This is a genomic window from Mesorhizobium sp. B2-3-10, from assembly GCF_006442275.1.
GTDB lineage: Bacteria > Pseudomonadota > Alphaproteobacteria > Rhizobiales > Rhizobiaceae > Mesorhizobium > Mesorhizobium australicum.
The window spans coordinates 373,269-399,790 of sequence record NZ_VFVT01000005.1; the positions used below are offsets into that span (position 1 = coordinate 373,269).

24 protein-coding genes are annotated in these 26,522 nt (G+C 64.3%); 18 read left to right on the forward strand and 6 right to left on the reverse strand.

The window, feature by feature from the left end; translation table 11 throughout:
* The first annotated feature begins 30 nt into the window (after positions 1-30).
* From FJ943_RS17245 to FJ943_RS17265, 5 genes are all read left to right on the forward strand, one after another.
* Entirely contained in the window at positions 31-2,832 is a 2,802-nt protein-coding gene (locus FJ943_RS17245) for a [protein-PII] uridylyltransferase (protein ID WP_140660536.1), read from the forward strand.
* A gap of 46 nt (positions 2,833-2,878) precedes the next feature.
* Positions 2,879-4,486 carry a murein biosynthesis integral membrane protein MurJ gene (murJ, locus tag FJ943_RS17250; RefSeq protein WP_140723225.1) on the forward strand — a complete coding sequence of 536 codons (1,608 nt, stop codon included), beginning with the start codon at positions 2,879-2,881 and terminating at the stop codon, positions 4,484-4,486.
* Between the two features lie 171 nt (positions 4,487-4,657).
* Positions 4,658-5,725 carry a tryptophan--tRNA ligase gene (trpS, locus tag FJ943_RS17255; protein ID WP_015314174.1) on the forward strand — a complete coding sequence of 356 codons (1,068 nt, stop codon included), beginning with the start codon at positions 4,658-4,660 and terminating at the stop codon, positions 5,723-5,725.
* A 92-nt stretch (positions 5,726-5,817) separates the two neighbouring features.
* Positions 5,818-6,309: a universal stress protein gene (locus FJ943_RS17260; protein ID WP_010913128.1), complete on the forward strand. Its 492-nt coding sequence runs from the start codon at positions 5,818-5,820 to the stop codon at positions 6,307-6,309.
* A gap of 279 nt (positions 6,310-6,588) precedes the next feature.
* A complete protein-coding gene (locus tag FJ943_RS17265; RefSeq protein ID WP_015314175.1) occupies positions 6,589-7,158 on the forward strand; it encodes a NifU family protein in 570 nt (189 codons plus the stop codon).
* Positions 7,159-7,316: 158 nt separating this feature from the next.
* Here FJ943_RS17265 and FJ943_RS17270 read toward each other — a convergent pair whose 3' ends face one another.
* On the reverse strand, positions 7,317-7,934 hold the full coding sequence (locus FJ943_RS17270; protein ID WP_015314176.1) for a L,D-transpeptidase: 618 nt from the start codon (positions 7,932-7,934) through the stop codon (positions 7,317-7,319).
* A gap of 225 nt (positions 7,935-8,159) precedes the next feature.
* On the opposite strand from FJ943_RS17270, the gene cueR reads away from it, so the two are divergent.
* From cueR to FJ943_RS17285, 3 genes are all read left to right on the forward strand, one after another.
* On the forward strand, positions 8,160-8,645 hold the full coding sequence (gene cueR, locus FJ943_RS17275; protein ID WP_015314177.1) for a Cu(I)-responsive transcriptional regulator: 486 nt from the start codon (positions 8,160-8,162) through the stop codon (positions 8,643-8,645).
* A gap of 107 nt (positions 8,646-8,752) precedes the next feature.
* Positions 8,753-9,223: a nucleoside deaminase gene (locus FJ943_RS17280; protein WP_140723228.1), complete on the forward strand. Its 471-nt coding sequence runs from the start codon at positions 8,753-8,755 to the stop codon at positions 9,221-9,223.
* 335 nt (positions 9,224-9,558) lie between these two features.
* Positions 9,559-10,059, forward strand: a complete 501-nt coding sequence (locus FJ943_RS17285) for an MmcB family DNA repair protein (protein ID WP_015314183.1) — start codon at positions 9,559-9,561, stop codon at positions 10,057-10,059.
* A gap of 47 nt (positions 10,060-10,106) precedes the next feature.
* Here FJ943_RS17285 and nhaA read toward each other — a convergent pair whose 3' ends face one another.
* The 5 genes from nhaA to FJ943_RS17310 all read right to left on the reverse strand — a co-directional run bounded on the left by nhaA (position 10,107) and on the right by FJ943_RS17310 (position 16,927).
* Entirely contained in the window at positions 10,107-11,300 is a 1,194-nt protein-coding gene (gene nhaA, locus FJ943_RS17290) for a Na+/H+ antiporter NhaA (RefSeq protein ID WP_140723230.1), read from the reverse strand.
* A gap of 230 nt (positions 11,301-11,530) precedes the next feature.
* Positions 11,531-12,094: an ActR/PrrA/RegA family redox response regulator transcription factor gene (locus FJ943_RS17295; RefSeq protein WP_015314185.1), complete on the reverse strand. Its 564-nt coding sequence runs from the start codon at positions 12,092-12,094 to the stop codon at positions 11,531-11,533.
* 64 nt (positions 12,095-12,158) lie between these two features.
* Positions 12,159-13,490: an ActS/PrrB/RegB family redox-sensitive histidine kinase gene (locus FJ943_RS17300; RefSeq protein WP_140723233.1), complete on the reverse strand. Its 1,332-nt coding sequence runs from the start codon at positions 13,488-13,490 to the stop codon at positions 12,159-12,161.
* Positions 13,491-13,516: 26 nt separating this feature from the next.
* A complete protein-coding gene (gene hrpB / locus FJ943_RS17305; protein ID WP_140723236.1) occupies positions 13,517-15,979 on the reverse strand; it encodes an ATP-dependent helicase HrpB in 2,463 nt (820 codons plus the stop codon).
* Positions 15,980-16,036: 57 nt separating this feature from the next.
* On the reverse strand, positions 16,037-16,927 hold the full coding sequence (locus tag FJ943_RS17310) for a DMT family transporter (protein WP_023772505.1): 891 nt from the start codon (positions 16,925-16,927) through the stop codon (positions 16,037-16,039).
* Positions 16,928-16,951: 24 nt separating this feature from the next.
* Here FJ943_RS17310 and FJ943_RS17315 point away from each other — a divergent pair, with 24 nt between their 5' ends.
* The 10 genes from FJ943_RS17315 to dhaM all read left to right on the forward strand — a co-directional run bounded on the left by FJ943_RS17315 (position 16,952) and on the right by dhaM (position 26,506).
* Positions 16,952-17,641 carry a PIG-L deacetylase family protein gene (locus FJ943_RS17315; protein WP_140723239.1) on the forward strand — a complete coding sequence of 230 codons (690 nt, stop codon included), beginning with the start codon at positions 16,952-16,954 and terminating at the stop codon, positions 17,639-17,641.
* A gap of 264 nt (positions 17,642-17,905) precedes the next feature.
* Positions 17,906-19,237 (forward strand): extracellular solute-binding protein, encoded by a 1,332-nt coding sequence (locus FJ943_RS17320; RefSeq protein WP_140723241.1) that lies wholly within the window; start codon positions 17,906-17,908, stop codon positions 19,235-19,237.
* A gap of 123 nt (positions 19,238-19,360) precedes the next feature.
* Positions 19,361-20,308 carry a sugar ABC transporter permease gene (locus FJ943_RS17325; protein WP_041163577.1) on the forward strand — a complete coding sequence of 316 codons (948 nt, stop codon included), beginning with the start codon at positions 19,361-19,363 and terminating at the stop codon, positions 20,306-20,308.
* The gene (locus FJ943_RS17330; protein ID WP_015314192.1) at positions 20,305-21,255 is read left to right on the forward strand and encodes a carbohydrate ABC transporter permease; all 951 of its coding nucleotides are present in this window, start codon (positions 20,305-20,307) and stop codon (positions 21,253-21,255) included. Before FJ943_RS17325 ends, FJ943_RS17330 begins: the two co-directional genes overlap by 4 nt.
* Before the next feature lie 151 nt (positions 21,256-21,406).
* Positions 21,407-21,610, forward strand: a complete 204-nt coding sequence (locus FJ943_RS17335; RefSeq protein WP_140723244.1) for a hypothetical protein — start codon at positions 21,407-21,409, stop codon at positions 21,608-21,610.
* A gap of 2 nt (positions 21,611-21,612) precedes the next feature.
* The gene (locus FJ943_RS17340) at positions 21,613-22,725 is read left to right on the forward strand and encodes an ABC transporter ATP-binding protein (RefSeq protein WP_140614919.1); all 1,113 of its coding nucleotides are present in this window, start codon (positions 21,613-21,615) and stop codon (positions 22,723-22,725) included.
* Complete coding sequence (locus FJ943_RS17345) at positions 22,718-23,731, forward strand: ABC transporter ATP-binding protein (protein WP_140723247.1); 1,014 nt, start codon at positions 22,718-22,720, stop codon at positions 23,729-23,731. The genes FJ943_RS17340 and FJ943_RS17345 overlap by 8 nt, the downstream gene beginning before the upstream one ends.
* A gap of 70 nt (positions 23,732-23,801) precedes the next feature.
* On the forward strand, positions 23,802-25,445 hold the full coding sequence (locus FJ943_RS17350) for a dihydroxyacetone kinase subunit DhaK (protein WP_140723250.1): 1,644 nt from the start codon (positions 23,802-23,804) through the stop codon (positions 25,443-25,445).
* Positions 25,446-25,517: 72 nt separating this feature from the next.
* A complete protein-coding gene (gene dhaL, locus FJ943_RS17355) occupies positions 25,518-26,120 on the forward strand; it encodes a dihydroxyacetone kinase subunit DhaL (protein ID WP_140614922.1) in 603 nt (200 codons plus the stop codon).
* A complete protein-coding gene (gene dhaM / locus FJ943_RS17360) occupies positions 26,117-26,506 on the forward strand; it encodes a dihydroxyacetone kinase phosphoryl donor subunit DhaM (protein ID WP_140723253.1) in 390 nt (129 codons plus the stop codon). The genes dhaL and dhaM overlap by 4 nt, the downstream gene beginning before the upstream one ends.
* Positions 26,507-26,522 lie beyond the last annotated feature (16 nt).

Consider the following 26,522-nt stretch of genomic DNA (forward strand, 5'->3'; position numbering starts at 1 on the left):
CCGCCCAAAAGGCAAGGCCAACCGATATCTATGGCGAAAATCTCCCTGAAGCTCGATGAACTGATCGACGGCGAAGCCTTGCGCCGCGAGATGACCGCGCTGACCACGGCCAGCGCCGGCGACGGTTCCAGCAAGGCCATCCGCTCGGCCGTCCTTCAGCTTCTCAAGGGGCGTCTCGCCGAGGGCCGCAAGACAGCCGAGGCCATGCTGAGACAAGATGGCGGCGGCAATGCCTGCGCCGAACGGCTGTCGCACCTGATGGACGAGCTGATCCGCTCGCTCTACGATTTTGCCGCAACCCATGTCTACCGGGTGAAGAACCGATCCTCGGCCGAACGCATGGCGGTCGTTGCCGTCGGCGGCTATGGCCGCGGCACGCTGGCGCCGGGATCCGACATCGACCTTCTGTTCCTGCTGCCTTACAAGCAGACGCCGTGGGGCGAACAGACGGTCGAATATATGCTCTACATGCTGTGGGACATGGGGCTGAAGGTCGGCCATGCCACCCGCAACATCGATGAGTGCCTCAGGCTGTCGCGCACCGACATCACCATCCGCACCTCGATCCTGGAAGCCCGTTTCCTGTGGGGCGAACGCAAGCTCTATGACGAGTTGATGCTGCGCTTCGACCATGAGGTGGTGCGCACGACCGGCCCGGAATATGTGCAGGCCAAGCTTGCCGAACGCGACGAGCGCCATGCCAAGGCCGGCGAAAGCCGCTATCTGGTCGAGCCCAACGTCAAGGACGGCAAGGGCGGCCTGCGCGACCTGCAGACGCTGTTCTGGATCGGCAAATATTTTTACCGGGTGCGCACCGGCGAGGAACTGGTCGAAAAAGGCGTCTTCACCGAAGCCGAGTACCGCGAGTTCCAGAAGGCCGAGGATTTCCTGTGGGCGGTGCGCTGCCACATGCACTTCCTCACCGGCAAGGCCGAGGAGCGGCTGCATTTCGACATTCAGCGCGAGATCGCCGAACGGCTCGGCTATACGACCCATCCCGGCCTGTCGGCGGTCGAACGCTTCATGAAGCACTATTTCCTCGTCGCCAAGGATGTCGGCGACCTGACCCGCATCTTCTGCGCCGCGCTGGAGGAGGAGCAGGCCAAGCATGTTCCCGGCTTCAACCGCATCTTCCTCACCTTCCAGCGCCGCAAGCGCAAGCTTGCCGGCACGTCGGACTTCATCGTCGACAACCATCGCATCAACATCGCCGACGACGGCGTCTTCGAGCGCGACCCGGTCAATCTTCTCAGGCTGTTCTGGTTTGCCGACAAGCACGGGCTGGAATTCCATCCCGATGCGCTGAAACTCCTCACCCGTTCGCTCGGCCTGGTCAACAAGTCGCTCAGGCGCGACGAGGAAGCCAACCGGCTGTTCCTCGACATATTGACCTCGGATCGCAACGCCGAGCTCAACCTGCGGCGGATGAACGAGGCGGGATTGCTGGGCCGGCTGATCCCCGATTTCGGCAAGATCGTCGCCATGATGCAGTTCTCGATGTACCACCACTACACGGTCGACGAGCACCTGATCCGCTGCATCGGCGTGCTGGCCGAGATCGAGCGCGGCGACGGCGAGAAGGTGCATCCGCTGTCGCATGCGCTGATGCCCGGGCTGAAGAAAAGCCGCGAGGCGCTCTATGTCGCCGTCCTGCTGCACGACATCGCCAAGGGCAGACCAGAGGACCATTCCGAGGCCGGCGCCAGGATCGCAAGGCGGATCTGCCCGCATATGGGGCTTTCGCCGGCCGATACGGAAACTGTCGCCTGGCTGGTCGAGAACCACCTCGTCATGTCTATGACGGCGCAGACCCGCGACCTCAACGACCGCAAGACGATCGAGGACTTCGCCTCGATCGTGCAATCGGTCGAGCGGTTGAAGATGCTGTTGATCCTCACCGTTTGCGACATCAGGGGCGTCGGACCGGGCGTGTGGAACGGCTGGAAGGGCCAGTTGCTGCGTACGCTCTACTACGAAACCGAACTGCTGCTGACCGGCGGCTTTTCGGAAGTCTCGCGCGCCCAACGCACGGCGGCGGCGCGCGAACGCCTGGCCGAGGCGCTCGCCGACTGGCCCGACAAGGCGCGCAAGCGCTATGTCGGGCTGCATTATGAAAACTACCTCCTGACCGTGGACCTGCCGGACCAGCTTCGCCACGCCGAGTTCATCCGTGAGGCGGACGCGGCGGGCAACAAGCTCGCCACCATGGTCAAGACCCACCAATTCGAGGCGGTGACCGAAATCACCGTGCTGGCGCAGGACCACCCCCGTCTTCTCTCGGTCATCGCCGGGGCATGCGCCGGCGCCGGCGGCAACATCGTCGACGCGCAGATCTTCACCACCTCGGACGGGCGCGCGCTGGACACGATCCTGATCTCGAGGGAATTCGACCGCGACGAGGACGAACGCCGGCGCGCCGAGCGCGTCGGCCGGCTGATCGAGGACGTGCTGTCGGGCAAGAGCTGGCTGCCGGAGATGATCGAGAAACGCACCAAGCCAAGGCGCGGATCCAAGGTCTTCAAGATCCCTCCACGCGCCGAAATCCGCAACGCGCTATCGAACCGGTTTTCGGTGATCGAGGTCGAGGGGCTCGACCGCCCCGGCCTGCTGTCGGAAATCACCGGGACACTGTCCGACCTGTCGCTCGACATCGCATCGGCGCATATCACCACCTTCGGCGAGAAGGTCATCGACACCTTCTATGTCACCGACCTGACCGGCCAGAAGATCGACAACCCGGCCCGCATCGCCACCATCCGCAACCGGCTGATAGCGACGCTCGAAGGTGTAGCGCTCGAACGCGGCGGCAAGGCCAAGGCAGCCGCCGAGTGACGGCCATCATCCCCTTCTTCCAATCCCACAGGCAGTTTGCGAACGCATGAGTCTCGTCAAGAAATTCGCTACCGTCGCGTCCGGCACGCTGATGAGCCGTGCGCTCGGTTTCGGCCGCGAGATGCTGATGGCGGCCGCACTCGGCACCGGACCGGTCGCGGACGCCTTCAATGCCGCCTTCCAGTTCCCCAACACCTTTCGCCGGCTGTTCGCCGAGGGCGCGTTCAATGCCGCCTTCGTGCCGCTGTTCGCCAAGGAGATCGAGACACACGGCACCGATGGCGCCAAGCGTTTTTCCGAAGAGGTGTTCGGGGTGCTGTTCACCGCGCTCCTGGCGCTGACCATCGCCATGGAACTGGCGATGCCGCTGATCGTGCGCTACCTGGTGGCGCCGGGCTTTGCCGACACGCCGGGCAAGTTCGAGACGACCGTCACGCTTGCGACGATCATGTTCCCTTATCTGATCTGCATGTCGCTCGCCGCCATGATGGCGGGCATGCTGAACTCCTTGCGGCGCTATTTCGCCGCGGCAATCGCGCCGGCTTTCCTCAACATCATCCTCATCAGCGTGCTTGGCTATGCCTGGTATCACGGACTGGATGCACACGCTGTCGGCTCCGGCCTGTCCTGGGGCGTGCTGGCGGCCGGCGTCGTGCAACTCGCCATCGTCTGGGTGGCGGTGCGCAATGCGGGCATCTCGATCGGCTTCCGCCGGCCTAGGATGACGCCGAACGTGAAGCGGCTCCTGATCCTGGCGCTGCCGGCGGCGATCACCGGTGGCATCACCCAGATCAACCAGCTGATCGGAACGGCCATCGCCTCCGCGCAGGACAGTGCCGTGTCCTCGCTGGCTTATGCCGACCGCGTCTACCAGTTGCCGCTCGGTGTCGTCGGCGTCGCAGTGGCGATCGTGCTGTTGCCCGAACTGTCGCGGGCGCTGAAGTCAGGCAATCTGATCGAGGCAGCCAATCTGCAGAACCGCTCCGTCGAATTCACCCTGTTCATGACCTTGCCGGCGGCGGCGGCGCTCTGGGTGATGGCGGAGCCGATCGTGCGGCTGGTCTATGAGCGCGGCGCGTTCGCCGCCAACCATTCGACACCTGTCGTGGCGGCGATCCTGGCGATCTTCGGTCTCGGCCTGCCGGCCTTCGTGCTGATCAAGGCCTTCACCCCAGGCTATTTCGCCCGCGAGGATACGCGCACGCCGATGATCTTCGCCGCAATCTCCGTGGCGGTGAACGTCGCCACCGCGCTGACGCTGTTCCCGAGGATGGGTGCACCCGGCATCGCCGTGGCCTCCGCCGTCGCCGGCTGGGTCAACGCGCTGATGCTGCTTGCCGTGCTGATCCGGCGCGGCCATTGGGGCCGCGACGTGCCGCTGTTGAGGCGCATCCCACGGCTGGTGCTGTCGGCGGTGGTCATGGGTGTCGCCCTCTATTTCGCCGAACATTTGTTGGCCACAAGGATCGGCCCCGGCTCGCCGCTGGTCGTCAAGGCGACGACGGTGCTGGCATTGGTGGCCGGAGGGGCGCTGCTCTATTTCGTCACCGCTTTCGCCACCGGCGGCGCCGATTTCGGCATGATCCGGCGCAATGTGGGGCGCCGGAGGACAGAAGCCGGCCCGTCCGTGGCAAAATCAGAACTCGACGAATAGATCGGCCGAGCATCCCGCCTGGCCGGTCTTGATCCCGCCCGCGCTCTCGTCCATAAGCGCGCCGTCGCAGACTTTCGCCGCGCGCGGTTTCCAGCCGCCCGATTGGCTCCGAAAAGTCCGCAACTTTCGGAATCACGCTTATACGGCCCTCCACAAGCCATGAGGAAAACCATGTCCGCCTTCAAGCCACTCGTCTTCTCCGGTGTTCAGCCGACCGGCAATCTGCATCTCGGCAACTATCTCGGCGCCATCAAGAAATTCGTCGCCCTGCAGGATACGTCCGACTGCATCTATTGCGTCGTCGACCTGCATTCGCTGACCGCCCAGCTTGTCCATGACGACCTTGCCGACCAGACGCGGTCGATCACCGCGGCGTTCCTCGCCTCCGGCATCGACCCGAAGAAGCACATCGTCTTCAACCAGTCGCGGGTGATGCAGCACGCGGAGCTCGCCTGGATCTTCAATTGCGTGGCGCGCATAGGCTGGATGAACAAGATGACGCAGTTCAAGGACAAGGCCGGCAAGGACCGCGAGAACGCCTCGCTGGGCCTGCTTGCCTATCCCTCGCTGATGGCGGCCGACATCCTGCTTTATCGCGCCACCCATGTGCCGGTGGGCGAGGACCAGAAGCAGCACCTGGAACTGACACGCGACATCGCGCAGAAATTCAACAACGATTTCTCCGACCGCATCGCCGGTCTTGGCGTCGGCGTCGAGATGAGGATAGGCGAGGAGACGGTGAACGGCTATTTCCCGCTGACCGAGCCGGTCATCGGCGGGCCGGCAGCGCGCATCATGTCGCTGCGTGACGGCTCCAAGAAGATGTCGAAGTCGGACCCGTCGGACCTGTCGCGCATCAACCTGACCGACGATGCCGACGCCATCTCGAAGAAGATCCGCAAGGCCAAGACCGACCCGGAGGCCTTGCCGAGCGAGGTCGACGGGCTGGAAAGCCGGCCCGAGGCGGAGAACCTGGTCGGCATCTATGCCGGTCTCGCCGAGATGTCGAAGGCCGATGTGCTTAAGGAATTCGGCGGCCAGCAGTTCTCTGTGTTCAAGCCGGCGCTGGCCGATCTCGCGGTGGAGAGGCTGGCGCCGATCGCCACCGAGATGCGCCGTATCCAGGGCGACCGCGCCTATGTCGACGCCGTGCTGCGGGATGGCGGCGAACGCGCCGGCGTGCTCGCCGAAACGACGATGAAGACGGTGCGCGACATTATCGGGCTGCTGCAGGGCTGAACGCGGCGCACAACACTGGCACAAGGCCGGCGGCTTGCCGCCGGTCAGCGGCGGTGGCAGATTGCGGCCGAAAAGACATCGAGTAGATAGACATGGTCTCCAAACGCCTCAGCCGCGAAGCCGGTCACCGCAGGAAATTCCTGACGATCATCGACGACACGCCGGAATGCGAGCGCGCCGTCGCCTACGCCTCCAAGCGGGCGCAGAGCACCAGCGGCACGCTGGTGCTGCTCTATGTCATCGTACCGGACGACTTCCAGCACTGGCTGGGGGTCGAGAAGATCATGCGCGAGGAGGCGAACGCCACGGCGCGCGCGGCGCTGGACGGCTACGCCAACAAGGTGCGGCAGAAGCTCGGCATCGAACCGGAGATGGTGGTGCGCGAAGGCAAGCCGACGGAAGAGATCCACAAGCTGATCGAGGAAGACCAGGACATCGCCATCCTCGTGCTCGCGGCCGGCGCCGGCAAGGAAGGTCCTGGACCGCTGGTCGGTGCCGTGGCAGGCAAAGGTGCTGCCTTTCCGATCCCGGTGACCGTGGTGCCACAGAATTTGTCGGATGAGGAGATCGACAGCCTCGCCTGAAGTGTATCGACATTCGGGTGATGGCGGCCTGCAAATGGCGGCTTCCTGCGCTTCCGGTGCTCACGTGCTTCAAGTACGCTCCGCTCCGGTTCTCGGAAACCATCATTTTCGACTCGGCCTGACCCGAATCTCGACACACTTCACAGTGCTTGGCATGAGTCGCAAAAAATCATCCGCCAGCCAGCCGTTCCGGCGATGCGTTTCGCTTGAATGTCCCGCCGATAGAGCCTATTTAGAACTATTCCAAACTAGTTGCCCAAAACGGGCATGGAGACGGCCATGTTCATCCAGACCGAGTCGACGCCCAATCCGGCGACGCTGAAATTCCTGCCCGGCAAGGAAGTGCTCCTAGAAGGCACCGCCGATTTCCGCGATGCCGACAGTGCGGCCATTGCCTCGCCGCTGGCTGGGCGGCTGTTCGAAATTCCAGGCGTCACCGGCGTGTTCTTCGGCTACGATTTCATCACCGTGTCCAAGGACGGCCCGGACTGGCAGCACCTGAAGCCGGCGATCCTCGGTGCGATCATGGAGCATTTCATGTCCGGTGCGCCTGTCATGGCCAAGGCCGGCCCCGCCGCCGAGACCAGCCAGACCGGTGAATTCTATGACAAGGCCGACGAGGAACTCGTCATCACCATCAAGGAGCTGCTCGACACGCGGGTGCGCCCGGCGGTGGCGCAGGACGGCGGCGACATCACCTTCCGGGGCTTCGAGAACGGCACCGTGTTCCTGCACATGAAAGGCGCCTGCGCCGGTTGCCCGTCTTCGACGGCGACGCTGAAGCACGGCATCCAGAACCTGCTTCGCCATTTCGTGCCGGAAGTGCAGCAGGTCGAGCAGGTCTCTTAGACGGCAATTTCCCACCCACGGACAACAAAAAACCGGGCCGAATTGCCCGGTTTTCTGTTTGGGACGTCCGTTGTTGCCTAGACGGTCCGCGTATGAAAGGCGACTTCCAGTTAACCACGATCTGCCGGAAAAGCGGACAGGCTTTCCGGGATCATGGTCTAAAGAACGATGACCTTGGCGCCGACCTCGGCGCGATTGTAGAGGTCGATGACGTCCTGGTTCATCAGCCGGATGCAGCCCGACGACATGGCCTTGCCGATCGAGTTCCATTCCGGGCTGCCGTGCAGGCGGTAGCCCATGTCACCGCCCTTGTTGAACAGGTACATGGCGCGCGCGCCGAGCGGGTTCTTCAGGCCCGGATCCATGCCGCCGGCGAACTTGGCGAGTTCGGGCTGGCGCTTGATCATCTGCGAAGGCGGCGTCCAGGTCGGCCATTCGCGCTTGATGGCGATATGGGCGGTGCCGTGCCATTCGAAGCCCTCGCGGCCGACGCCGATACCGTAGCGGATTGCCCGGCCATCGCCCTCGACGAAGTACAGGAACTTGTTCTGCGTATCGACGATGATGGTGCCGGGCTTTTCCTTGGAGTCGTAACTCACTTCCTGGCGATGGTACTTCGAGGGGACCTTCTCGATCGGGATACGTGGCAGCTGGTAACCGGCATCGGTCACCGCGCCATAGTCGTTGGAGAACATCTGCCCGCCGATGGTGCTGCAACCGGCAATAGCAGTGGACAGCGCCAATGCGGCGATTATTGCAAGCGACTTCATGCGCATGTGGTGATCCGGTGCCCCGCCCAAACTAGAGCGGCACGAGTCGGCCGCTTTCTCGCCATCATTCATGCTGGCATTTGCTTTGCTTGCCAAGCACACGATGCCTATATGCGGGGACTTACGTGCTGGTATGCGTATCACTATGGCATTTCGGCAACATACTTCACCGGATTGTGAAGGAAATTCAATGGGCCTGAATCGCAGGCCCGCGAAACTCGAGGATCCGTCATGAATGTCGGCGACGCCGCTCACCGCTCAGGCCTGCCGGCCAAGACCATCCGCTACTATGAGGAGATCGGCCTGATCGCGCCCGCGCGCGCCGCCAATGGCTATCGCGATTATTCGGGCGACGATATCCACCGGCTGGCCTTCCTGCGCCGCGCGCGCAATCTCGGCTTTTCGATAGACGATTGTCGCCAGCTGATGGCGCTCTACAAGGATCGCGGCCGCGCCAGCCACGACGTGCGCGCAATCGCCGCCGCCCACGTCACCGCCATCGAGGAGAAGGTGCGCGAACTGCAATCGATGCGCTCGACGCTGCAGAAGCTCGTTCACGCCTGCCATGGCGACGAGCGGCCGGACTGCCCGATTTTGGATGACATGGCGGGGGCGGCGTTGGCCGGCGGCAAACCCAACCGCGGAAGCGATAGACCACCTGTTGAAGAGGGTGGCCTGGGCGAAGGCGGCGTTAGCCGCCTTGCCACGCGCTCGTGAAGCCGCCAGCATGGGTTCGTGTGGTATATTGCGCGCTCTGATATCAGCGTAGGGTAAAAGTACTGCCGCTGGTCGCCGGCCGGTGACCCCAACACCGGAGAGAGCGCATGACCCGCGACCAGATGCTCGCCCACCTTCGCGCCGCCGATGCGGTCGCCCGCGAGGCTGCCGCGCACGGCCACCATCCGTTCGGCGCGGTGCTGGTCGGCCCCGACGACGCAATCCTCATGCGCCAAGGCAATATCGACACCCTGCATCACGCCGAGACCGAACTTGCGCGGCGCGCGGCGGCAGCCTATCCGCCGGAGTTTCTCTGGACATGCACGCTGGTCTCGACGGGCGAGCCCTGCGCGATGTGCACCGGAACGCTCTACTGGGCGAATATCGGCCAGCTGGTCTATGGCTTCGAGGAGACCGAGCTTCTCGCGCTGACAGGCGACCATCCCGAAAATCCGACGATGAGTCTGTCCGCGCGAATTGTGCTCGGCTCTGGGCAGAAGAAGATCGAGGTCCACGGCCCCTTCCCCGAAATTGAGGATGAACTTGTATCGGTGCACCGTGGCTTCTGGCAGCGGTAGTGGCTCCCCACGTCCCGCGAAAGGTCAGAAAGAGCGGACCGAACATAGGCGCAATGTGGACCACTGCTACATGGACTCGAGCGGAAACGCCGCCCTTCGTTCGAATGACGCCAACCGGTCAACCCTGCGATATCCTGGTCAAAGCTGACGGCGAACTCCCAAATCCCCAAATTTGCCGCCGCCAGTCAGGCTCGGCGGTTTTGCCCGTATTGATGTCCCCCCAAACCGCCGAGCCGCCCCGGTCAGCCGGCAAACTCCCTCCAGGTCTGTCAAATACATAATCGCCGTTAAAAACCGGGTTCAAACCGTGAACAAAGTCTGGCATGGTGCCTGCCATGCCAATCATCTCCCCGATTCTCCTGAACCCTCTGATCGACGGTCGCCAGTCCGAGCGCGCCATGCTGGTGCGGCGGGGCGTGCAGCGGTTGCTGATGCAGATGGGCGCGCATGTGCTGCCCGAGTTGTCGTTGGCCACCGGCCGGCGCGCCGATCTCGTGGCGCTGACGCGGCAGGGCGATATCTGGATTATCGAGATCAAATCCTCGATCGAGGATTTTCGCGTCGACCGCAAATGGCCCGATTACCGGCTGCATTCCGACCGCTTTTTTTTCGCCACACATCCCGGCGTGCCGGCCGAAATCTTTCCCGAGGAATGCGGCTTCATTCTCTCCGACGGCTATGGGGCCGAGATTTTACGCGATGCGCCCGAGCACCGCATGGCGGCGGCGACGCGCAAGGCGCTGATGCTGCGCATCGCGCGCGCCGGCGCGGCGCGCCTGCTGGCGGCGGAGCTGGCGGGGGTCGCGGTGCCGGTGCTGGAGGGGGAGAGCGAGTAATCGCAGCCCTGAAATTGACGCCCGCCAGATGCTCCAGCCCGGAACGGCTACTCCGTCTCTTCCTCGCCACCCACGGCCGGGGCCATCAGCAGCACCGCGGCACCAAGCAGCGCGGCGATGAAGGAACCGGCAAGGATGCCGACCTTGACCGCGTCCTGCAGCGCCACGTCGTTGGCGAAGGCGAGCAGGCCGATGAACAGGCTCATGGTGAAGCCGATGCCGCACAGGAGCGAAATGCCGATCATGTGCGGCCAGCCGGCGTTGGCCGGCAGGTCGGCGAGGCCGAAGCGGATGGCGAGCGCGGAGGAGCCGAAGACGCCGACCAGCTTGCCGACGACGAGACCGGCTGCGACGCCCAGCGTGAGCGGCTCGATCAGGGCGCTAAAACTCAGGCCGGTGAGCGAAACGCCGGCATTGGCAAAGCCGAAGATAGGGATGACGATAAACGCCACCAGCTTGTGCAGGCCGTGCTCGAGCCGGTGCAGCGGCGAATGGTCAAGGTCGTGGCCGATGCCGGCCGAGCGTTCGAGCGGAATGGTCAGCGCTAGTGCCACGCCGGCCAGCGTGGCATGGACGCCGGACTTCAGCACCAGTACCCACAGGATGGCGCCAAGCACGAGATAGGGCACAAGGCTCATCACCCGCATGCGGTTGAGCACAATGAGCACGGCAATGACGGCGAAGGCAGCGCCGAGATAGGCCAGCGACAGGCCGCTGGTGTAGAATATGGCGATGATGATGACGGCGCCGAGGTCGTCGATGATGGCAAGCGCGGTCAGGAAGACCTTCAGCGAGGCCGGCACGCGGCTGCCGAGCAGCGACAGGACGCCGAGCGCGAAGGCGATGTCGGTGGCGGTCGGGATCGCCCAGCCGGACAGTGCGGCCGAATTGTTGCTGTTGATGGCGACATAGACCAGCGCCGGCATCACCATGCCGCCGGCCGCCGCGATGCCGGGCAGCACCCTGCGCGGCCAGGTCGAGAGCTGGCCGTCCAGCATCTCGCGCTTGATCTCCAGCCCGACGAGCAGGAAGAACACCGCCATCAGCCCGTCATTGACCCAGTGCGAGACGCTGAGCGGGCCGAGATAGGCGTGGAGAACCGAGAAGTAGGTCCCGGCGAGCGGCGAATTGGCGACGATCAGGGCAAGGGCGGCGGCCACCATCAGGATGATGCCGCCGGCCGCCTCACTGTCGAGGAACTCGCGGAAGACGGAAACCGGCCGTCGCTTCAAATCCTGCATGTCGCCTCCGTCATGCCGCCTGCCGGCGTGCGTCATTTGCAATGATGCGCAAAGTCCGGCCGCCGGGCAAGCATGGGACCCTTTTCAGCGCCTCGGAGACTGTTTCGAATTCGCTCTGACTGGTCATATGGTGGTTGAGAACCGCAGCGCAGCGGACATTCGTCCGTGAGCAAGGGAAGCGCAGAAAACGCCGCCAGATGGCCGCCAGAGCAGAATTTCCAAACAGTCTCTCAGCGCGGCGCGCGCTTGGCCAGGATCCGCTGCAGCGTGCGGCGATGCATGTTGAGCCGGCGTGCGGTCTCTGAAACGTTGCGCTCGCACATTTCGTAGACGCGCTGGATATGCTCCCAGCGCACGCGGTCGGCCGACATCGGGTTTTCCGGCGGCGCGGCGCGCTCGCCGGTGGTGCGGGTCAATGCCGCAAAGACATCGTCGGCGTCGGCGGGTTTCGACAGATAGTCGACGGCGCCGAGCTTCACCGCCGTCACCGCGGTGGCTATGTTGCCGTAACCGGTCAGGATGATGGTGCGGGAGTCCTCACGCTTCTCGCGGATGGCGGCGACGACATCGAGGCCGTTGCCGTCGCCCAGCCGCATGTCGACCACCGCATAGGCGGGCGGATTGGCGCGCGCCTTGCCCACGGCCTCCTCGACGCTCTCCGCCGTCTCGACCACGAAACCCCTGGTTTCCATGGCACGGGCCAGACGGGTCAGGAACGGCTTGTCGTCATCGACGATCAGAAGCGAGGTGTCCTCGCCTTCAACCATAGGCCCACTGTTCTCATCGCCTGTCATCGTCTCGAAAATTCCTGCTGCCTTATTTTTACGCAGATATAGTTTTGCGGGGCCATTGTCCAATTTACGCAGTGTCAAACATGGTGGCTGGGGCCGATTCCGGGTTCAGGAAGACGCTTCTCGGCCACGAAATCCGCACCACGGCCCCTTCGCCGAGGCCGCTCGAATTGCGAAAGTCGAGCGTGGCGCCCGAACGTTCGAGCAATGTCTTGGCGATAAACAGGCCGAGCCCGAGGCCGCCTCCGGCTTCCGTGCCCTGGCGTGTCGACATGTAGGGTTCACCGATGCGGTCGATGATCTCGGGCGGGAAACCCGGGCCGTCATCGGTGATCGAGAAGGAGACCGTCGCCTCGTCCCAGCTCCAGCGCACGGTGACGCCCTTGCGGGCGAAATCGACCGCGTTCTCGACCAGATTGCCGAGACCATAGATGACGCCGGGATTGCGGCGCCCGACCGGCTCCGGCCCGGTCCGCTCGCCAGGGCGAAGCTTGATCGAGATGCCGAAGTCGCGATGCGGCGCCGTCACCTCCTCGACCAGCGAGGTCAGTGGCAGGCGGGACAGATGTGCCTCGCCCTCCGACGACAGGCTGGTCAGGCGCTTGAGGATTTCACGGCAACGCTCGCTCTGAGAGCGCAGCAGCTTCACGTCTTCCCCGTATTTCGGATCGCTGCCGAGCGCCTTTTCCATCTCCTTGGCGACGAGCGTGATCGTGGCGAGCGGGGTGCCGAGTTCGTGCGCCGCCGCCGCCGCCAGCCCGTCGAGCGCGGAAAGGTGCTGCTCGCGCTGCAGCACCAGTTCCGTGGCGGCGAGCGCGTTGGCCAATAGCCGGGCTTCGGCGGCCACCCGGAAGGCGTACATGGCGGTGAAGGCGATGGAGGACAGCACCGCCATCCACATGCCGGCGACATAGATGAAGGGCATCACAAGGGGCGCGCCTTCGTACCAGGGCAGCGGCAGATGGCGAAAGACCAGCAAGGTCGCCGCGATCATCACCAGTCCGCCGAGGATGGCGGTGAGGCGAAGGGGCAGCGACGTCGCCGAAATGACGACGGGCACGGTCATCAGCAGCGAGAACGGATTGGTCAGGCCGCCGGTCATGTAGAGCAGGCCGGCAAGCTGCAGGCTATCGAAGACCAGGATGCCGAAGGCGGCGAACGGGGTGAGCCGGTGCGCGGCCGGAAAGCGAAAGGCCAGAAACAGGTTCATCCAGGCCGAACAGGCGATGAGGGCAAAACACAGACTGACCGGCAGCGGAAACTTTAGGCCGTAGGCGACGACGAGCACGGTCACGCTCTGGCCGACAATGGCCAGCCAGCGCAGCCGGATCAGCGTGTTGAGGCGCAGTCGCTGGCTTTGCTGGAAGTCGGGCGTGTTCAGGATGTTGATCATGGCCATGGATTACAGCCGCAAACCAGCAAAGGCTAGGTCCCGCGCGGCTTGGCGCGGGCGGTGGCGGCGGCGAGCAATGGGTTTTCCGGCCAGACATGCTTGGGATAGCGGCCGCGCATGTCGGCGCGCACATCGGTCCAGGAGCCGCGCCAGAAGCCAGGCAGGTCTCGCGTCGTCTGGATCGGCCGGTGCGCCGGCGACAACAGTTCAAGCGTCAAGGGGACGGTGCCGTTGGCGATCGACGGATGGCGGTCGAGGCCGAACAATTCTTGCACGCGCACCGCCAGAACCGGCCATTCGCCGTCATAGCGGATCGGCACATGGCTGCCCGACGGGGCATCGAAATGAGTCGGCGCCAGTGCTTCGATCTTGCGTTGCAGGTCATGCGGCACGAGCGACGCCAGCCCGGCCGCGACAGTTCCGGGATCGATGGCGGCCAGGGAGGCCGCACCGGACAGAAAAGGCAGCAGCCAGTCGTCGAGGCGCGCGATGAGCGCTTCATCGGACATGTCGGGCCAGGGCTCGCCCAAGCCCTTGTGCAGCCAGGACAGCCGGTGGCGCAGCGTCTGCGCCTCCTTGCTCCAGGTCAGAAGGGAAAGCCCATGCTCGCGCAGGGCCTCGATGATGGCGCGGTCGGCATCGGCGCCGGCCGGCGGCGGCAACATGCGTTCGGCGAGCGTGATGGCGCCAAGGCGCACGGTTTCGCGCACCCGCACGGCGCGCCTGTCGCGATCGAAACTCGTCTGCCGGCGCGTTTCGATCCTGCCGCCAAGTGCTGCCTGGATGTCCTCCTCACTGCTTGCCGCAGCCGCCGTAATGCGGGCATTCTGCGCCTTGCCCTGCAGGTCCGCGACGACCAGAAACGGCTCGCCCGCCAGCGGGTCGCCGGCGTCGAGCATGGCGCCGGAACCGTTGGCCAGCACGAAACGGCCGCGCTCGCCGCGCGCCTTGGCGACGCGATCCGGCCAGGCGTGGATGAGCAGGGTTCCGGCTGGAACAGCTCCGCTGGTCTTCGCACCGCCTACATGCCTGGCCAGGCGCTCGGCAAGCTGGCGCGCCGACGTGGCACGCGGCGATCTTTCCGTGCGAAAGCGCATCAGTCGCCGTTCGAGGTCGGCACCGTCACCGCCAAGGCCACGCTCGGTCAGCAGCACGGCAAGCATGGCCGCCTCACCACCATGACCGCTGCTGGCCGCCTCGGCGACCATATGCGCCAGCCGGACCGGCAGAGCGAGCTTGCGCATCGCAGCGCCGGCGTCCGTCAGCCGCCCTGCTTCATCGATGGCCCCAAGCGCCCGCAACAGCGCCCGTGCTTCATTGAGCGCGGGAGCCGGCGGCGGATCGAGGAAAGCAAGACTGACTGGATCAGCGACACCGAAGGCGGCGCAGTCGAGCAGCAGACCCGACAGGTCCGCCTCGAGGATTTCCGGGGGTGTGAAGGCGGGAAGTGCCGCCGTCTGCTCGGCACGCCATAGCCGGATAGCGACGCCCGCCTGCGTGCGGCCGGCGCGGCCGGCGCGCTGATCGGCGGAGGCCTTGCTGACGCGCACGGTTTCCAATCTGGTCAGTCCGCTGGCCGGCTCATAGCGCGGCAGCCGCGACAGGCCGGAATCGATGACGACGCGCACGCCGTCGATGGTGATGGAGGTCTCGGCGATGGAGGTCGCCAGCACCACCTTGCGGCGGCCTGGCGGCGCCGGCTTGATCGCCGCGTCCTGCGCCTTGCCGTCGAGCTGGCCATAGAGCGGCACGATATCGGTGTCGGCGCCGATCTTGCCGGCCAGCCGCTCGGCGGTGCGCTCGATCTCGCGCTGGCCGGGCAGGAAGGCAAGCACGCTGCCGCTCTCCTCGGCAAGGGCGGCGCGGATCGCCTTGGCCATGGCGTCCTCGATCGGGATGCCGGCCGGCCGCTCGTCGTATCTGACATCGACGGGGAAGGCGCGGCCCTCGCTTTCGATCACCGGCGCGCCCGACAGGAGTTTCGCGACCCGTGCGCCGTCGAGCGTTGCCGACATCACCAGCAGACGCAGATCCGGCCGCAGCGCGCCTTGCACATCGAGGGCAAGAGCGAGACCGAAATCGCCGTCGAGCGAGCGCTCGTGGAATTCGTCGAAGATGACCGCCGAAACGCCGGGCAGTTCAGGGTCGTCGAGGATCATGCGCGCCAGCACGCCCTCGGTGACGACCAGGATTTTCGTCCGCGCCGAGGTGCGGTTTTCCATGCGCATGGCGTAGCCGATGGTGGCGCCAGGCTCTTCCCCCAGCAACTCGGCCATGCGGCGCGCGGCGGCGCGGGCAGCAAGCCGGCGCGGTTCGAGCAAGACGATCTTGCCCCTGCCCAGCCAGGGCGCATCGAGCAGCGCCAACGGCACCAGCGTGGTCTTGCCGGCACCGGGTGGCGCCACCAGCACGGCGCTGTTGCCAGAGCCGAGCGCCTCGCTCAGCGCCGGCAGCACGGCGGATACCGGAAGTTCCGGCAAGGGTTTGGTTGTCATTACGCCCGCATATCAGCGGTCGCGGGCGCCGTGCAACTTTATCGCATCAGGGCCCGGTTAGAGCCGTGCGCGGGAAAACGGATTCCAGCGCACCGTGCCCAGCCGCACTTCCTCGCGCACCATGGTCAGCAGGCCCGATCCGCCGACGACGGCGAGGCCGACAAGCGACAGCCAGTCCGGATATTCCCGGAAGAACAGCGCGCCGAGGATGACCGCCCAGACGATCTGCGAATAATGCGTCGGCGCAATCCGGTTGGCCGGAGCGTATTTGGCGGCCAGCAACTGCAGCAATTGTCCACAGGCGGTGAAGGCGCCCGCCATCACCAGCCATGCCAGCTGTTTTCCATCCGGGACGGTGAAGGAGGTCGCGGCGGCACCGATGCCGTTGAACAGCAGCCCATAGCCGATCAGCACGCCGAGCATGGTCGTGCGTTTTTCCTGCTGCGCCAGCGACCGCATCAGGATGACGTTGGTGGCGGCGAGGAAAGCGATGGTGAAAGCGGCAAGGTGACCAAGGTGCAGCTCGCGAAAGCCCGGCCTGACAACCAGCATGACGCCGGCAAAGCCGGCGACCACCGCTAGCCAGCGCCAGGGCCCGACCTTTTCCTTGAGGATCACGGTGGACAGAATGGTGACGCAGAGCGGCGCCAGAAAGATGAGCGCATAGGTCTCGGCCAGCGGAATGGTGGTGAAAGCATAGACGCTGAGCACGCCCGACGCGATGCCGGCCCAGGCCCGCGCCTGCACCGCCCAGGGACGTTTGGCGCGCCAGAAATCACGCCAGCGCTCGTTGGCCGGCCGGCTGAAGAAGAGAAAGCAGCCGGCAAACAAAGTCGAGAAGAAGCCGATCTCGAACACCGTGAATTGGCCGCCCAGGCTCTTGATAACGGCATCGCTGCCCGAATAGCTTGCATAGGCGATCAGGGCGAGCAGGATTCCGTTCGGCACGTTTTTCATTTCCGGGAGAGAAAGTTGAAAATACTGGCGCTCGGTGCCCATCCAGACGACATCGAGATCTTCATGTTCGGTACGATGGCCGCCTATGCCGCGCAAGGCGCAGAACTCACTTTTGCCGTGGCTACCGATGGTGCCAGGGGCGGCAAGAGCGATCCCGCTGTGCTGGCTCGTTTCCGGCGCGAGGAGGCAATGGCCGCGGCCGCGCTGCTCGGGGCGGCAGCCCGCTTCCTCGACTTTCCCGATGGCGGGCTGGTGGCCGACGCCGCGCTGATCGATGCACTGAAAACACTGATCAGCGAGATCGGGCCGGACCTGGCGATCACGCACGCGCCCAACGACTATCATGCCGACCACCGCGCGCTGTCGGACGGCGTGCGCATCGCTGCTTCGTTCGGGGTTCCGGTGCTGCATGCCGATACGATGGGCGGCACCGGATTCTCGCCGACGCACTATGTCGATATTTCCGCCCATGCCGACATCAAGGCCAAGGCGATCCGCATGCACCAGTCGCAGGACCCGGACCGCTTCGTCGACATTGCACTGACGCAGAACCTTTTTCGCTCGGGCCAGTGCAACGGCGCGCAAGGTTCGCTGGCCGAAGCCTTCCGCTTCGAGCCGACGTTTCCCTTCGGCGACATCCGCGCGCTGCTGCCGCCGGCGCCACCGATCCGGACGGTGATGGTGAGCACCAAGCAGGTCGACTGAACCCGCGGACGATCGGCCAGGGGTATCCCGTTCCGCGCTCGTCCGCCTGATGCCCGGCGCTTTTCCCAACATTTTCAGAGACCGGCTTCTGCATGTTGCGGCGCAGCAACGAATTCGCTTGCGTTGTTTAGTAAAAATTGCATCACTAAACAAATTACTAAACATCCGCGATGCGACGACGCCGCCATGTTTGGGCCTCTGAGGAGAGAGGTTGAGGGATCTTGAGACCGTCATCCGGACGTGTTTCGCAAATGGGAGGAAGGCATGAAATCGAGCTTGAAACTGGCGTTGGGACTGACCTCGGCGATCGCAGCGTCGACAGCTATCTCGAGCGCCGCGCACGCTGAAGACCTGACGCTGTGCTGGGCCGCCTGGGACCCGGCCAACGCGCTGGTCGAACTGTCCAAGGATTTCACCAAGGAAACCGGCATCGGCATGAAATTCGAGTTCGTGCCGTGGACCAACTACGCCGACCGTTTCCTCAATGAGCTGAACTCGCACGGCAAGCTCTGCGACCTGATCATCGGCGACAGCCAGTGGATTGGCGGCGCGGCCGAGAATGGCCACTACGTCAAGCTGAACGACTTCTTCGACAACGAGAAGATCAGCATGGACGACTTCGTGCCGGCGACCGTCGTCGGCTATTCGGAATGGCCGAAGAACACGCCCAACTACTGGGCACTGCCGGCCATGGGCGACGTCGTCGGCTGGACCTACCGCAAGGACTGGTTCTCCAAGCCCGAACTGCAGAAGGAATTCAGGGAGAAGTATGGCTGGGACCTCGGCCCGCCGGCCACTTTCGACCAGTTGAAGCAGATCGCCGAATTCTTCCAGAAGCGGCAGGTCGACGGCAAGACGGTCTATGGCGCCTCGATCTACACCGAGCGCGGCTCGGAAGGCATCACCATGGGCGCCATGGACGTGCTCTACAGCTATGGCTTCCAATACGAGAACCCGAAGAAGCCCTACGAGATGGAAGGTTTCGTCAATTCGCCAGACGCCGTCAAAGGCCTGGAATTCTACAAGGCGCTCTACGATTGCTGCACCCCTCCGGGCGCCTCGAACAGCTACATGGGCGAAGGCGTCGATGCCTTCAAATCCGGCCAGGTGGCGATGCACATGAACTTCGCCTTCACATGGCCGGGCCTGCAGAAGGACGAGAATGTCGGCGGCGACAAGATCGGCTATTTCGTCAATCCAAAGGGTCCCGGCGGCGCCCAGTTCGCCCAGCTCGGCGGCCAGGGTATTTCGGTGGTCTCCTATTCCGACAAGCAGGAATCGGCGCTGAAATACATCAAGTGGTTCGCCAACAAGGACGTGCAGGCCAAGTGGTGGTCGCTCGGCGGCTATTCCTGCCTCAACGCGGTGGTGAAGGATCCGAAATTCCCGGCTAGCCAGCCCTATGCGCAAACCTTCCTCGACTCGATGGCGATCGTGAAGGACTTCTGGGCCGAGCCGAGCTACGCGCCGCTGCTGCAGGCCTCGCAGAAGCGCTTCCATGACTATGTCGTCGCCGGCCAGGGTTCGGCCAAGGATGCTCTCGACGGCCTGCTCAAGGACTGGACGCAGGTCTTCCAGGACGACGGCAAGATGTAGCCGCGACAACCGCAAGGCTCCTCCCGAGCCATGACCCCGCGTCCCGTGCCGCCCTTGGCACGGGACGCGGTTCAGATAAATTCCATGACAGAGACGAACGAAGTGACCGAAGCAGGACTGACCATGCTCAATCGGACCGCGGAGACCGTTGCCCGGGCGACCCCGGAACCGTTGGCCCGCAAGGTCCGGGGCATCAGCGACAAGGGCCTCGCCTGGCTGTTCATCTCACCGACGATCCTGTTGCTGCTCGCCATCAACATCTTCCCGCTGTTCTGGGCGATTTACCTGTCGTTCACCAATTTTCGTGCCAACCGCCCGAACGAGGTGGTGAAGAACCTCGGCTTCGCCAATTACCAGCGCATCCTTGGCGACCAGGACATCTGGATCGCCATGCAGACGACGGCGCATTTCGTGTTCTGGACCATCCTGTTGCAGACGCTGATCGGCTTCACGCTGGCCTGGCTGATCGACCGCAAGTTTCGCGGCCACGCTTTCTGGACGACGCTGATCCTGGTGCCGATGATGCTGTCGCCGGCGGTGGTCGGTAATTTCTGGCGCTTCCTCTACGAGCCGCAGATCGGCCTGTTTTCCTATGTCATCTCGTTCGTGTCGGGCATTCCGCCGACAAGCATCCAGATGCTTTCCAACGTCTCGCTGGCGCCGTGGTCGATCATCATCGTCGATACCTGGATGTGGACGCCCTACGTGATGCTGATCTGCCTCGCGGGCCTGCGCTCGATCCCCGAATATATTTATGAAGCAGCCGAGGTCGACCGCGCCTCCAACTGGCGGCAGTTCTGGTCGATCACGCTGCCGATGGCGCTGCCCTTCATCATGCTGGCGGTGCTGTTTCGCGGCATCGAGAACTTCAAGATGTTCGACATGGTCAACCTGCTCACCGGCGGCGGGCCGGGCTCGACCACCGAAGTCGCCTCGATCACGCTGAAACGGCAGGCCTTCGAGAGCTGGCGCACCGGCTATTCTTCTGCCTTCGCCATCATCCTGTTCGTCGCGGTGTTCGGTCTCGCCAACATCTACGTCAAGGCGCTCAACAAGGTGAAGCAGAGATGAGCCTGACCACAGCCCATTCGGTCGTCGCGCCCTCGTCGAATTCGAAGCGCATCGCCGGCGCCATCATCATCGCCTACGCGTTGATCTCGATCGTGCCGCTCTTGTGGATCTTCGCCACCAGCTTCAAGACGCCGCCGGATTCGATCGCCTATCCGCCCAAGATCGTGTTCCAGCCGAGCATCGAGGGCTACTGCAACCTGTTCACGACGCGCACCAGGCAGACGCCTGAATATATCAACTCGCTCGGACCGGCGACGGGCTTCTGCGACGAGACCGTGCGCAAGCGCAACATGGTGATCGCCGGACCATCCAACTTCCTGCCGCGCTTCATCAATTCGCTGATCATCGCCTTCGGCTCGACCTTCTGCGCCGTCTTTCTCGGCACATTGTCGGCCTACGGCTTCTCGCGCTTCAAGGTGCCGCTCGCCGACGACCTTCTGTTCTTCATCCTGTCGACACGCTTCATGCCGCCGATCGCGGTCGCCATTCCCATCTACCTGATGTACCGCGAGCTTGGCCTGTCGGACACCGCCCTCGGCATGATCCTGCTCTACACGGCGGTCAACGTGTCGCTGGCGGTGTGGCTGCTCAAGGGCTTCATCGACGAAATCCCGCGCGAATATGAGGAAGCGGCGATGATCGACGGTTACACGCGGCTGCAGGCCTTCTGGCGCACCGTGCTGCCGCAGGCGACCACCGGCATTGCCGCCACGGCGATCTTCTGCCTGATCTTCGCCTGGAACGAATATGCCTTCGCCGCACTGCTGACTTCCGGCACGGCACAAACAGCGCCGCCCTTCATCCCGACCATCATAGGCGAAGGCGGCCAGGACTGGCCGGCCGTGGCGGCCGGCACGACGATCTTCCTGGTTCCAATCCTGGTCTTCACCATCCTGCTCCGCAAGCAATTGCTGCGCGGCATCACCTTCGGCGCGGTGCGCAAATGATTAGTGTGGAAGGGCGCGAACTTGATTCAGCCAGGCTCCCTTCCTCTCCCTCTGGAGGGGGGAGAGGTGGCGCTGCGGAGCAGCGACGGAGTGGGGGAACCACCGGGCAACCATCTCTCCCTTTGAACGGGGAAAGGGGAGGACGCTACGCATGACGCGCCCCGCCATCTTCAGGAAATCGCGCTGGCCCCGCTGGGCCAGGCGCGGGCTGATGGAAAACATTGCCACGGCGCTGATCGCCATCGGCTTCCTGATGCTGTTCCAGCCCTTCGCGCTGTCGCTCTATACCTATTCCTTCATCACCATGCTCGCCGGCACGGTGATGTTCATCATCGTCTCGAAGTTCCCGGAATAATCATGGCCGAAATTCGCGTCCAACATCTGAGAAAGGCCTTCGGCGATTTCGTCGCCGTCCAGGATTCCAACTTCGTCGTCGAGGACGGCGAGTTCTTCGTCATGCTGGGGCCATCGGGCTGTGGCAAGACGACGACACTGAGAATGATCGCCGGGCTCGAACTGCCGACCGGTGGCCAGATCCTGCTCGGCGGCGACGACGTCACCATGCTCAGGGCCCGCGAGCGCGACATCGCCTTCGTCTTCCAGCTGTTCGCGCTCTATCCGCACATGAATGTGCGCAAGAACATCGGCTTCCCACTTTTGGCGCAAGGCATGCCCTCGGCCGAGATCCGCACAAGGGTCGAGGAGACGGCGAAGCTTCTGCGCATCGACCATCTGCTCAACAAATCCGTATCCGGCCTTGCCGGCGGCGACCGCCAGCGCGTCGCGCTTGGCCGCGCCATCGTGCGGCGGCCGAAATGCTTCCTGATGGACGAGCCACTCGGCACGCTCGATACCGAATTCCGTGACCTCATGGTCCATGAGCTGCGCGAACTGCACAACCGCATCCACGCGACGACCGTGTACGTCACGCATGACCAGATGGAAGCCATGTCGATGGCCGACAAGATCGCGGTGATGAACCACGGCGTCATCGAGCAGTTCGGCACGCCCCGCGAGATCTACGACCGCCCCGCTACCATGTTCGTGGCCGACTTCATCGGCTCGCCGCCGATGAATTTTTTGAAATTTGGCGGTGGACTCACAAAAGGCGCGAAGGAGGTGGTCGTCCAAGGGGCGACAGTGGCAGTGCCAGAGGTGCGCGAGGACGTAGCACCTGCCGACATGGCGCTCGGCATTCGCCCCGAACACATCCGCTTCGACGATGCATCCAAGCTGCGCGGCGCCATCTACGGCACCGAATATCTCGGCACCACCCAGATCGTCGCGGTGGAAACGGCGGACGGCATCATCAAGGCGCGGGTGCCGGCCGAAATCCGGCTCAATGCTGGCGACCATGTCGGCCTCACACTGAACGGCGCGCGGCTGTCGCTGTTCGAAAAAGGCTCCGGGCGCGCGGTGAGAACGGCAATCCACGACACAGCGTCGTTGGGGAGAGCGCAGCATGGCTGACGTGCACATCAAAGGCGTGACCAAAAGCTTCGGCGACCATGTCGCCGTCAGCGGGCTCGACCTGCATATATCGGACGGCGAATTCGTCGTGCTCTTGGGGCCGACCGGCGCCGGCAAGACGACCACACTGCGGCTGATTGCAGGGCTGGAACGGCCGGATGCAGGCACGATCGAGATCGGTGGCCACAATGCCACGACCCTGTCACCGGCCGAGCGCGACACAGCCTTCGTCTTCCAGCAATATTCGCTCTATCCGCATCTGTCGGTGTTCGACAACCTCGCCTTCCCACTGCGCTCGCCGGCGCGGAAAATACCGGAAGACCAAATCCGCCGCCGGGTCGAGGAGGTCGCGAAGATGGTGCGCATCCATCACAAGCTTGCCAACCGTTCGACCAAATTGTCGGGCGGCGAAATGCAGCGCGTCGCCATCGGCCGCGCGCTGGTGCGCAAGCCTTCCATCTACCTGATGGACGAGCCGCTGTCGTCGCTCGACGCCAAGCTGCGCGCGGATCTCAGGCTCGAATTGAAGCGCATCCAGTCCGAGCTCGGTGCCACCATGCTCTACGTCACGCACGACCAGATCGAGGCGATGACCATGGCCGATCGGATCGGCATCCTCGCCGACGGCGTGCTGGTGCAGATCGGTTCACCACGAACCATTTATTCGGAACCGGCAAATCTGCATGTCGCTGCAAGGCTCGGCCAGCCGGCGATCAATCTTTTGCCGACTGGGCTGCTTCCCGATGGCGGCGCGCCGGCCGGCACCAGGACAATCGGCGCGCGCACCGAGCACCTGGCGATCGAGAAGGCCGTGAATGGCCATGCTGATGGCGTCGTCGACTGGGTCGAGCATCTCGGCGACCAGAACCATCTGCACGTGACGGTGGGGCCGAAGAAGCTGGTGACGCTGACCGATCCCGACACCGATCTGGCGCAAGGCGACAAGGTGGTGATCCGCTACCGCTCGCCGCTCTATTTCGGCGCCGACGGACAACGACTGATGTGAGCGGTTTCGGCGCCCCCCGCCAAGGCGACGCCGGCTTCTGATTGAAGATTGCGAATACGGGACGAATTCGATGAAGAACTTTTTCAACCGCAGGGAAACGATCGTCACCGAGGCCCTGGACGGCCTGTTGCGCACCATTGGCTCAGGCGACCTCGCGCGCCTCGACGGGTATCCCGAGATCAAGGTCGTGCTGCGCGCCGATTGGGACAAGTCCAAGGTTGCCGTCGTCTCCGGCGGCGGGGCCGGGCACGAGCCGTCGCATGCCGGCTTCGTCGGCAAGGGCATGCTGACGGCGGCGGTTTCGGGCGAGATCTTCGCCTCGCCGAGCGTCGAAGCGGTGCTGGCGGCCATTCGCGCGGTCACCGGACCGGCCGGTTGCCTGCTGATCGTCAAGAACTACACCGGCGACCGGCTCAATTTCGGCCTCGCTGCCGAGAAGGCGCGCGCCGAAGGTTTTGCCGTCGAGATGGTGATCGTCGCCGACGACATCGCGCTGCCCTACATCACCCAGCCGCGCGGCGTTGCCGGCACATTATTCGTGCACAAGATATCAGGCCATCTGTCGGAAGCCGGCAAGGACCTGGTATCCGTCGCGGCGGCCGCGCGTGCGGCGGCAAAGGATATCATCTCGCTCGGAATGTCGTTGTCGTCCTGCTCCATTCCCGGCCAGCCGCACGAGGACAGGTTTGGCGAAAACGATGGCGAGCTCGGCCTCGGCATCCACGGTGAGCCGGGCGTCGAGCGCATCGCGGTGCAGAGTGCCGACAAGCTGGTGGCTGTCATGGCGGAGCGCCTCGCGGGGCGGCTCGACGCGAAGGCCGGCCATGCCTTGCTGATCAACAATCTCGGCTCCGTGCCGCCGCTCGAAATGTCGCTGGTTGCCAATGCGGTGCTTGCCTCACCGCTGGCAAAGACAGTGAAGTTCACAATCGGCCCCGGACCGTTCATGACGGCACTCAACATGAACGGGTTCTCGCTGTCGCTGATCCGGCTCGATGCGGCACGCGAGGCCGCCTTGCTGGCGCCAGTCGGCCCGCACGCCTGGATGCCGGCCAAGCCGCTCGTTGCGCCCGCTGTCGTACCGATAGCGAAAGCAGCCGGACAATGCGCGGCACACAGGGCCAGCCAGGATGCCGGCACCAGGCGCTTGATCGTCACGGTCTGCGACAAGCTGATTTCGCTCGAAGCGGCATTGAACGGACTGGACGCCAAGGCGGGCGACGGCGACACCGGCTCGACGGTGGCGACCGGCGCACGAAGCATTCTTGATCGGCTCGACACGCTGCCGCTTGCCGACCCCGCGGCGACCCTAGGTGCAGTGGGCGACATATTGAGCGCATCGATGGGCGGCTCCAGCGGAGTGCTGCTGTCGATCTTTTTCACGGCGGCGGGACGGGCCTTGGACGGTGGCGCCGGTGTGCCCAAGGCCCTGCTCGCCGGGCTTGAACGCATGACCTTCTACGGTGGCGCCAAACCCGGCGATCGCACCATGATCGATGCGCTGGAACCGGCCTTGAAGGCCCTCGACGGCAAGGGCCTTGGCGACGCGGCGGCGGCAGCCCGGCGCGGTGCGGAAGCCACCGCGGCCATGGAGAAGGCAAAAGCCGGGCGATCCGCCTATGTCGGTGCCGGATTGCAGGGCGTGGTCGATCCGGGTGCTCATGCCGTGGCAGAGGTGTTCGCGGCGGCCGCCACACTGCTTGTCACGGCCTGACGCATGCACCAGTTGTCGAACGACCGCTCTTTCGCTACTGCCGGCAAGGTGCAAACCGGGAATTCGGGCGACATGACGGCGCTGGACCTTTCGAGGCTTATCACGGCCGCCGCGGATGCGATTGCCGCGCACGCCGAGGAATTGACCGCGCTCGACCAGGCGATCGGCGACGGCGACCACGGGCTGAACATGAAGCGCGGCTTCGACGCCGTACGGGCCGAGGCCGACGTGTTCGCCGCGAAGCCGCTGCCGGACGCCCTGAAGGCAATTGGCACCAAGCTGGTGATGACGGTGGGCGGCGCTTCCGGCCCGTTGTTCGGCACGCTGTTCATGGCGCTCGGCAAGGAGATTTCGGTTGAACCCGACCGCGCCGATCTGACGGCTGCCTTCGGCAAGGCGATCGAAGCGGTGGCCGCGCGCGGCAAGTCGCAGGTAGGACAAAAAACCATGCTCGATGTGCTGCGGCCGGTGCATGACGCCTTGGCCGGGGAAAGGACGGCGGCTGAAATAGCCAACGTCGCCGACGCCGCGGCCGAAGCCACCGTGCCTATGAAGGCACTGCGCGGCCGCGCCTCGTTCCTCGGAGACCGCTCGATCGGCCATATGGATGCCGGCGCGCGCTCGACCGCGCTGCTGGTGCGCACGCTGGCGCAAATCATCGGGGGCAAGGCATGAGCAATGTCGGGATTGTGATCGTGTCGCATTCGCCGCTGGTCGCCGAGGGCACGGCCGACATGGTACGCCAAATGGTCGGCGACGAGGTGCCGCTTGCGTGGTGCGGCGGAAACGGCCATGGCGGGCTCGGCACCAATGTCGAGGCGATCATCGGCGCCATCGACAAGGCCTGGTCGGACGCCGGCGTCGCCATTCTTGTCGATCTCGGCGGCGCCGAGACCAATTCGGAAATGGCGGTGGAATTGATCGGCGAGCCGCGTGCGCACAAAATCATCGTCTGCAACGCGCCGATCGTCGAGGGCGCGGTGATGGCGGCGACCGAGGCATCCGGCGGCGCCTCGCTCCGGGAAGTGGTGGCGACGGCGCACGAATTGTCGCCGTCGTGAGCGAATGGGATTTTTG

What these genes read in the sequence shown, in the direction of transcription:
- FJ943_RS17300 (WP_140723233.1), bottom strand. Translation starts at nt 13,490, where the DNA reads ATGGCCATGATCAACATCCTGAACACGCCCGACTTCCAGCAAAGCCAG.
- dhaL (WP_140614922.1), top strand. Translation starts at nt 25,518, where the DNA reads ATGACGGCGCTGGACCTTTCGAGGCTTATCACGGCCGCCGCGGATGCG.
- FJ943_RS17320 (WP_140723241.1), top strand. Translation starts at nt 17,906, where the DNA reads ATGAAATCGAGCTTGAAACTGGCGTTGGGACTGACCTCGGCGATCGCA.
- hrpB (WP_140723236.1), bottom strand. Translation starts at nt 15,979, where the DNA reads ATGACAACCAAACCCTTGCCGGAACTTCCGGTATCCGCCGTGCTGCCG.
- FJ943_RS17295 (WP_015314185.1), bottom strand. Translation starts at nt 12,094, where the DNA reads ATGACAGGCGATGAGAACAGTGGGCCTATGGTTGAAGGCGAGGACACC.
- FJ943_RS17350 (WP_140723250.1), top strand. Translation starts at nt 23,802, where the DNA reads ATGAAGAACTTTTTCAACCGCAGGGAAACGATCGTCACCGAGGCCCTG.
- dhaM (WP_140723253.1), top strand. Translation starts at nt 26,117, where the DNA reads ATGAGCAATGTCGGGATTGTGATCGTGTCGCATTCGCCGCTGGTCGCC.
- FJ943_RS17280 (WP_140723228.1), top strand. Translation starts at nt 8,753, where the DNA reads ATGACCCGCGACCAGATGCTCGCCCACCTTCGCGCCGCCGATGCGGTC.
- FJ943_RS17270 (WP_015314176.1), bottom strand. Translation starts at nt 7,934, where the DNA reads ATGCGCATGAAGTCGCTTGCAATAATCGCCGCATTGGCGCTGTCCACT.
- FJ943_RS17245 (WP_140660536.1), top strand. Translation starts at nt 31, where the DNA reads ATGGCGAAAATCTCCCTGAAGCTCGATGAACTGATCGACGGCGAAGCC.
- FJ943_RS17260 (WP_010913128.1), top strand. Translation starts at nt 5,818, where the DNA reads ATGGTCTCCAAACGCCTCAGCCGCGAAGCCGGTCACCGCAGGAAATTC.
- nhaA (WP_140723230.1), bottom strand. Translation starts at nt 11,300, where the DNA reads ATGCAGGATTTGAAGCGACGGCCGGTTTCCGTCTTCCGCGAGTTCCTC.
- FJ943_RS17265 (WP_015314175.1), top strand. Translation starts at nt 6,589, where the DNA reads ATGTTCATCCAGACCGAGTCGACGCCCAATCCGGCGACGCTGAAATTC.
- cueR (WP_015314177.1), top strand. Translation starts at nt 8,160, where the DNA reads ATGAATGTCGGCGACGCCGCTCACCGCTCAGGCCTGCCGGCCAAGACC.
- trpS (WP_015314174.1), top strand. Translation starts at nt 4,658, where the DNA reads ATGTCCGCCTTCAAGCCACTCGTCTTCTCCGGTGTTCAGCCGACCGGC.
- murJ (WP_140723225.1), top strand. Translation starts at nt 2,879, where the DNA reads ATGAGTCTCGTCAAGAAATTCGCTACCGTCGCGTCCGGCACGCTGATG.
- FJ943_RS17330 (WP_015314192.1), top strand. Translation starts at nt 20,305, where the DNA reads ATGAGCCTGACCACAGCCCATTCGGTCGTCGCGCCCTCGTCGAATTCG.
- FJ943_RS17285 (WP_015314183.1), top strand. Translation starts at nt 9,559, where the DNA reads ATGCCAATCATCTCCCCGATTCTCCTGAACCCTCTGATCGACGGTCGC.
- FJ943_RS17325 (WP_041163577.1), top strand. Translation starts at nt 19,361, where the DNA reads ATGCTCAATCGGACCGCGGAGACCGTTGCCCGGGCGACCCCGGAACCG.
- FJ943_RS17345 (WP_140723247.1), top strand. Translation starts at nt 22,718, where the DNA reads ATGGCTGACGTGCACATCAAAGGCGTGACCAAAAGCTTCGGCGACCAT.
- FJ943_RS17340 (WP_140614919.1), top strand. Translation starts at nt 21,613, where the DNA reads ATGGCCGAAATTCGCGTCCAACATCTGAGAAAGGCCTTCGGCGATTTC.
- FJ943_RS17335 (WP_140723244.1), top strand. Translation starts at nt 21,407, where the DNA reads ATGACGCGCCCCGCCATCTTCAGGAAATCGCGCTGGCCCCGCTGGGCC.